We start from the raw sequence: 6386 nt of genomic DNA on the forward strand, positions 1-6386 counted from the left end.
GAGCCTGATTTATGTGGTATTTTGCCTGGATATTGGGAACGCTTCTTGCTTGTTCGCTGGGCGTGATTACTGCTCTGGCACTGGAACAGAGCGAAGCAACCAAGACGAATAAAGATAAACTGTAATGATGGTTATTGATCGTCTTTACCGCTGTATGGATAAGGGCCCGTTACGGGCCCTTTCCCTGATCATGGCGTTATTACTGGCTGGATGTGTTTTCTGGGAGCCTGCGCGTTTTGCCGCTCGCACCAGCTCACTGGCAGTCTGGCAGGGAATCGTGCTGATTTGGGCGGTGTGTACGGGTGTCGTGCATGGTGTAGGGTTTCGTCCGCAGAGAATGCGCTGGCGAACCTTCTTTTCCCCCCTTCCAGCCTTTGTGATCCTGGCCGCAGGATTGTATTACTACTTCCTGTAGGATAGCTTTTCATTCCTTTTGGTTATGGGTTGTCCGCAACCCATAATTATTTACCTTCCTGTACATAGAACCCATTCCCAACTTTATCCCTCTTGCGTATAGTAGCGGGGTTTATCGCATTACCGGGATGTAGAGTGAGTAATAAAGTGTTCCGCTGGCCAGTGCGTGTCTACTATGAAGATACAGATGCAGGTGGTGTGGTTTATCACGCGCGTTATGTGGCCTTCTATGAACGAGCCAGAACTGAAATGTTGCGCGCGCACGATTTTCATCAGCGCGTACTCATGAATGAACATATTGCCTTTGCTGTACGTAAAATGACGATTGAGTATCTTGCCCCGGCGCGTCTTGACGATTTACTGGAAGTGCAAAGCGAGATCGTTACGATACGCGGCGCTTCCCTGACATTCGCACAGCGCATTCTTGACTCGTATGGCACCCTGCTGAGCCATGCCGAGGTTTTAGTCGCATGTATCGATCCATTTCAAATGAAGCCGGTTGCGCTTCCTAAGTCTATTGTCGCGGAGTTTAAGCAGTGACTGACATGAATATTCTTGATTTGTTCCTGAAGGCTAGCCTTCTGGTTAAACTTATCATGTTAATTTTAATCGGTTTTTCCATTGCCTCTTGGGCGATTATCATTCAGCGTACCCGTATTCTGAATGCTGCGACGCGTGACGCCGAAGCGTTTGAAGACAAGTTCTGGTCGGGTATCGAGCTGTCTCGCCTTTATCAGGAAAGTCAGACTCGTCGTGAGAATCTGACAGGCACTGAGCAAATTTTTTATGCGGGCTTTAAGGAGTTTGCGCGCTTACATCGGGCCAATAGCCATGCACCGGAAGCGGTGGTGGAAGGTGCGTCCCGTGCCATGCGCATTTCCTTGAACCGTGAGCTGGAAACACTGGAAACCCATATTCCTTTCCTCGGCACTGTCGGGTCTATCAGTCCGTATATCGGTTTGTTCGGTACCGTGTGGGGGATTATGCATGCGTTCATCGCTCTGGGTGCGGTGAAGCAGGCGACATTACAGATGGTGGCACCAGGTATCGCCGAAGCACTGATTGCTACCGCTATCGGTCTGTTCGCTGCAATCCCGGCTGTTATGGCATATAACCGCCTGAACCAGCGTGTGAATAAACTGGAACAGAATTACGACAACTTCATGGAAGAGTTTATTGCTATCCTGCACCGTCAGGCTTTCTCCAGCGAAGGCAACCGTTAATCAGGAGGTGATATGGCTCGTGCGCGTAGCGGCCGCCGGTCGCTGAAATCCGAGATTAATATTGTTCCTTTGCTGGACGTGTTGTTGGTGCTGTTGTTGATCTTCATGGCAACTGCGCCAATCATCACTCAGAGCGTGGAAGTGGATCTGCCGGATGCAACCGAATCCAAGACCGTATCCAGCAACGATAATCCGCCGGTGATTGTCGAGGTATCCGGTGTAGGGCAATACAGTCTGGTCGTTGATCATAACCGTATGAATCAATTGCCTGCGGAGCAGGTGGTGGCTGAAGCCCAGTCTCGCCTGACCGCAAACCCGAAAACGGTCTTTCTGATCGGGGGTGCCAAAGATGTTCCTTATGATGAGATCATCAAGGCGCTGAATTTGTTGCATCAGGCCGGTGTCAAATCTGTCGGGTTGATGACGCAACCGATTTGACCGGCGAGTCCGTGAATGATGACTTCTGAGAAGGATAGACATCATTTGTCTGGCAAAACTGTTTTTGGGAATCCTTTGTGTTAAAGGCAAACGAACGAAACGATAAGCTAAAGCGAGCCGTCATAATCTCGGTCGTTTTGCACGTTATTCTGATTGCGTTGCTGATTCTGAGTTCACTGAACCAGAAGATGGATGACGCCAGCGGTGGTGGCGGCGGTTCATCCATTGACGCGGTGATGGTTGACCCCAGTGCGGTGGTCGATCAATACAATCGTCAGCAACAACAGCAGAGTGACGCCCGTCGTGCTGAGCAGCTGCGCAAAAAACAGGCAGATCAGCAGGCTGAAGAGTTGCAGGCGAAACAGGCTGCCGAACAACAGCGGCTAAAAGAACTGGAAAAAGAACGCCTGCAGGCACAAGAAGAAGCGAAACAACAAGCGCAGGAACAGGCGCAACAGCAAAAACAGGCGGAGGAAGCCGCCCAGAAAGCGAAGGAACAGCAAAAACAAGCCGAAGCAGCGGCCGCGAAGGCTAAAGCAGAAGCCGAACAGCAGGCTAAGGCTGCCGCCGCAGCGAAGAAGCAGGCGGAAGACGAAGCCAAAAAACAGGCTGCTGCTGACGCGAAGAAAAAAGCGGAAGAAGAAGCAAAAGCTAAGGCAGCGGCTGCTGCAGCTGAAGCCAAGAAGAAAGCTGAAGAAGACGCTAAAGCTAAAGCGGCCGCTGAGGCTAAGCAGAAAGCGGAAGACGATGCCAAAGCTAAGGCGGCAGAGGCAGCTAAGGAAAAAGCTGCGGCTGAAGCGGCTAAGAAAGCTGAGGCCGCTGCTGCTGCCAAGAAAGCGGCAGACGACAAGAAAAAAGCTGCCGCTGCGGCTGCCAAACAGGCGGGTGAGGTTGACGACCTGCTGGGTGGTCTGGCTTCATCGAAGAATGCGCCAAAAGGTGGTGGTAATGCAGCCGGTAGTAATGCACCTGCCGGGGCAGGGAATAATAAGAAGAGCGGGGCATCAGGCGCTGCGCTGGATAGTTACGGCAGCCAGGTTCGCACCGCGATTCAGAGCAAGTTTTATGACTGGGAGTCCTACAAAGGACGCACCTGTACGTTACGCATCCGACTGGCGCCTGATGGCCTGCTAATCGATGTGAAGAGTGAGGGCGGCGATCCGGCATTGTGCCAGGCGGCAATTGCTGCGGCCAAGCAGGCTCGGATACCGAAGCCACCCACCTCTGATGTATATGAGGCTTTCAAGAACGCACCGATAGACTTTAAACCGCAGTGATCCGGTTGCCAGTTGGCGGAGTTTACGACTATGACTTCACTGGTCACCGTGTACATCGTGTTTGTTGATATGGGTTTGTTAAACGCTGCCAGGTTATCGTAGGCTCTGGAGCCGGGATAAGGGAGATGAGATGAAGCAGGCATTAAAAATTGCATTGAGTTTTCTGATGCTGTGGACGGCTGTGTTGCATGCAGAAGTCCGTATTGAAATTACTCAGGGGGTCGACTCCGCGCGGCCGATCGGCGTGGTTCCGTTTAAATCGACGGGCGGCGCAGTTCCTGAAGAGATCGGCAGTATTGTTGCTGCAGATTTGCGTAACAGCGGTAAATTCAATCCTATCGACCCCAGCCGTATGCCACAACAGCCTGGTACTGCGGCTGAAGTGACGCCGTCCGCCTGGACCGCTCTGGGTATTGACGCGGTAGTCGTCGGGCAGGTTCAGCCGACAGCGGATGGCTATCTGGTTTCCTATCAACTGGTAGATACCTCCGGCAGTGCAGGCAGCGTGCTGGCGCAGAACCAGTTCAAAGTGACCAAGCAGTGGCTGCGTTATGCCGCGCATACCGCCAGTGATGAAGTCTTCGAGAAGCTGACAGGTATCAAGGGTGCTTTCCGTACTCGTATCGCTTATGTGGTGCAAACCAATGGCGGCCAGTATCCGTATGAATTGCGTGTAGCGGATTACGACGGTTACAACCAGTTCGTGGTTCACCGCTCTCCAGAACCGTTGATGTCACCAGCCTGGTCGCCGGATGGCAGCAAACTGGCCTATGTGACATTCGAGAGTGGCCGTTCTGCGCTGGTGGTACAGACACTGGCCAATGGCGATATCAGACAAATTGCGTCTTTCCCTCGTCACAATGGTGCGCCGTCATTCTCACCGGATGGGTCTAAACTTGCTTTTGCGCTGTCCAAAAGTGGTAGCCTGAATTTGTATGTGATGAATCTGGGTTCTGGCCAGATTTCTCAGGTAACTGATGGTCGCAGTAATAATACTGAACCGACCTGGTTCCCTGATAGCCAAACGCTGGCCTATACTTCTGACCAGGCCGGTCGTCCCCAGATTTATAAAATCGGTATCAACGGCGGTGCTCCTCAGCGTCTGACCTGGGAAGGATCTCAAAACCAGGATGCTGAAATCAGCAGCGATGGTAAATTCCTGGTGATGGTCAGCTCCAATGGTGGCGCTCAGCATATCGCCAAACAGGATCTGGTAACGGGTGGCGTTCAAGTGTTAACGGACACGTTCCTGGATGAAACGCCGAGTATCGCGCCCAATGGCACCATGGTAATCTACAGCTCCAAACAGGGCCTGGGTTCTGTGTTGCAACTGGTTTCGACCGACGGGCGTTTTAAAGCGCGTCTTCCGGCAACCGATGGTCAGGTGAGATTCCCTACCTGGTCGCCGTATATGTAATCAAAAATATGTACAATAACCTATTTAAAGGACATAGAAATGCAATTCAATAAAGTGCTGAAAGGCCTGATGTTGGCTCTGCCGGTGCTGGCTGTTGCCGCATGTAGCTCCAACAAACACGCTAACAATGACCAGTCCTCCCTGAACGGCGGCGCGGGTATGGAAAATGGCGGTAACATGTCTTCTGCTGAGCAGGCTCGTCTGCAGATGCAGGAACTGCAGCGCAACAATATCGTTTACTTCGATCTGGACAAATATGACATTCGTCCTGACTTCGCTCAGATGCTGGATGCCCACGCTGCTTTCCTGCGTAGCAACCCGTCTTACAAAGTGACTATCGAAGGTCATGCGGACGAACGTGGTACGCCGGAATACAACATCGCTCTGGGCGAGCGTCGTGCTAACGCTGTGCAGATGTATCTGCAGGGTAAAGGCGTGTCTGCCGATCAGATCTCCGTGGTTTCTTACGGTAAAGAGAAACCTGCTGTTCTGGGTCATGACGAAGCTGCATGGTCCAAGAACCGTCGTGCCGTTCTGGTATACTAAGAGAATCGCATGAGCAGTAACTTCAGACATCACATGTTGAGTCTGTCGTTACTGGTTGGCGTAGCGGCCCCTTGGGTCGCTACTGCCCAGGCGCCAATCAGTAATGTCGGCTCAGGCTCGGTAGAAGATCGAGTCACTCAGCTGGAGCGTATCTCCAACGCTCATAGTCAGTTATTAACCCAACTTCAGCAACAACTCGCCGACACTCAGCGCGATATCGATGGCTTGCGCGGCCAAATTCAGGAAAATCAATATCAGCTGAATCAGGTCGTCGAGCGTCAAAAGCAGATCTATCAGCAAATTGACAGCCTGGGTTCTCAGAGTGGTGGTCAAGCCTCTTCTGGTGCCTCATCGGCAGCTAATGCTGCGGCCTCTGCACCAGCGGCAGCCAGCGATGCGGGAGCCGCAAGTAATACCGGTACGAGTTCCGCAGCACCTGCTATGACGGGTGATGCAAATACCGATTACAATGCCGCTGCCTCATTGGTGCTGGAAAAGAAACAGTATGATCAGGCGATTGCTGCGTTTCAGAATTTCGTGAAGCGATATCCTGATTCAACCTACCAGCCGAATGCGAATTACTGGTTAGGACAGTTGTTCTACAACAAGGGTAAAAAAGACGACTCGGCGTATTACTTCGCTAATGTTGTCAAAAACTACCCTAAATCACCGAAAGCACCGGAAGCCATGTTCAAAGTTGGCCTCATCATGCAGGAAAAAGGTCAGACTGATAAAGCCAAGGCAGTCTACCAACAGGTGATAAAAAACTACCCCAATACTGATGGTGCAAAACAAGCTCAGAAGCGTTTGGATAGTTTGTGATTCCCTTTCTGGCACAAAAACTGCGCGATATGCGTGGTTTTTGCGCTGGGGAGTTCAAGGGATAAGCAGTTGAGCTTTTTTTTCTGAAAATGTGTTGCACAGAAAAATTATATTAGTAATATATGCCGCCGTTGCCAAGGCGATGCTGAATCGCTAAAAGCAGCAGAATGTTTGGGTCGTTAGCTCAGTCGGTAGAGCAGTTGACTTTTAATCAATTGGTCGCAGGTTCGAATCCTGCACGACCCACCA

9 protein-coding genes and 1 tRNA gene are annotated in these 6386 nt (G+C 51.5%); all 10 read left to right on the forward strand.

Translation table 11 applies throughout. The features are described 5' to 3' along the window. Positions 1-11 precede the first annotated feature (11 nt). The 10 genes from cydX to FAZ14_RS09135 all read left to right on the forward strand — a co-directional run bounded on the left by cydX (position 12) and on the right by FAZ14_RS09135 (position 6386). A complete protein-coding gene (gene cydX, locus FAZ14_RS09090; protein WP_012883915.1) occupies positions 12-125 on the forward strand; it encodes a cytochrome bd-I oxidase subunit CydX in 114 nt (37 codons plus the stop codon). Next, positions 125-415 (forward strand): cyd operon protein YbgE, encoded by a 291-nt coding sequence (ybgE, locus tag FAZ14_RS09095; protein WP_016941935.1) that lies wholly within the window; start codon positions 125-127, stop codon positions 413-415. The genes cydX and ybgE overlap by 1 nt, the downstream gene beginning before the upstream one ends. A gap of 134 nt (positions 416-549) precedes the next feature. Further along, entirely contained in the window at positions 550-954 is a 405-nt protein-coding gene (ybgC, locus tag FAZ14_RS09100) for a tol-pal system-associated acyl-CoA thioesterase (RefSeq protein WP_012883917.1), read from the forward strand. Further along, entirely contained in the window at positions 951-1637 is a 687-nt protein-coding gene (gene tolQ / locus FAZ14_RS09105) for a Tol-Pal system protein TolQ (protein WP_012770580.1), read from the forward strand. Before ybgC ends, tolQ begins: the two co-directional genes overlap by 4 nt. A 12-nt stretch (positions 1638-1649) precedes the next feature. Next, a complete protein-coding gene (gene tolR, locus FAZ14_RS09110) occupies positions 1650-2075 on the forward strand; it encodes a colicin uptake protein TolR (protein ID WP_012883918.1) in 426 nt (141 codons plus the stop codon). Positions 2076-2152: 77 nt separating this feature from the next. Continuing rightward, entirely contained in the window at positions 2153-3352 is a 1200-nt protein-coding gene (gene tolA, locus FAZ14_RS09115) for a cell envelope integrity protein TolA (protein ID WP_016941934.1), read from the forward strand. 130 nt (positions 3353-3482) lie between these two features. Beyond that, the gene (tolB, locus tag FAZ14_RS09120) at positions 3483-4769 is read left to right on the forward strand and encodes a Tol-Pal system beta propeller repeat protein TolB (RefSeq protein WP_016941933.1); all 1287 of its coding nucleotides are present in this window, start codon (positions 3483-3485) and stop codon (positions 4767-4769) included. A gap of 39 nt (positions 4770-4808) precedes the next feature. Continuing rightward, a complete protein-coding gene (gene pal / locus FAZ14_RS09125; RefSeq protein WP_016941932.1) occupies positions 4809-5315 on the forward strand; it encodes a peptidoglycan-associated lipoprotein Pal in 507 nt (168 codons plus the stop codon). Positions 5316-5324: 9 nt separating this feature from the next. Next, positions 5325-6137: a cell division protein CpoB gene (gene cpoB / locus FAZ14_RS09130; protein ID WP_016941931.1), complete on the forward strand. Its 813-nt coding sequence runs from the start codon at positions 5325-5327 to the stop codon at positions 6135-6137. Positions 6138-6310: 173 nt separating this feature from the next. Beyond that, positions 6311-6386: transfer RNA gene (locus FAZ14_RS09135), tRNA-Lys, on the forward strand.

This window comes from Dickeya oryzae (assembly GCF_009372235.1).
In the GTDB taxonomy this organism is placed as follows: domain Bacteria; phylum Pseudomonadota; class Gammaproteobacteria; order Enterobacterales; family Enterobacteriaceae; genus Dickeya; species Dickeya oryzae.

Bases quoted from the DNA above. Each gene is read 5' to 3' on its own strand.
- cydX (WP_012883915.1), top strand. From the start codon at position 12: ATGTGGTATTTTGCCTGGATATTGGGAACGCTTCTTGCTTGTTCGCTG.
- ybgE (WP_016941935.1), top strand. From the start codon at position 125: ATGATGGTTATTGATCGTCTTTACCGCTGTATGGATAAGGGCCCGTTA.
- tolR (WP_012883918.1), top strand. From the start codon at position 1,650: ATGGCTCGTGCGCGTAGCGGCCGCCGGTCGCTGAAATCCGAGATTAAT.
- tolB (WP_016941933.1), top strand. From the start codon at position 3,483: ATGAAGCAGGCATTAAAAATTGCATTGAGTTTTCTGATGCTGTGGACG.
- pal (WP_016941932.1), top strand. From the start codon at position 4,809: ATGCAATTCAATAAAGTGCTGAAAGGCCTGATGTTGGCTCTGCCGGTG.
- cpoB (WP_016941931.1), top strand. From the start codon at position 5,325: ATGAGCAGTAACTTCAGACATCACATGTTGAGTCTGTCGTTACTGGTT.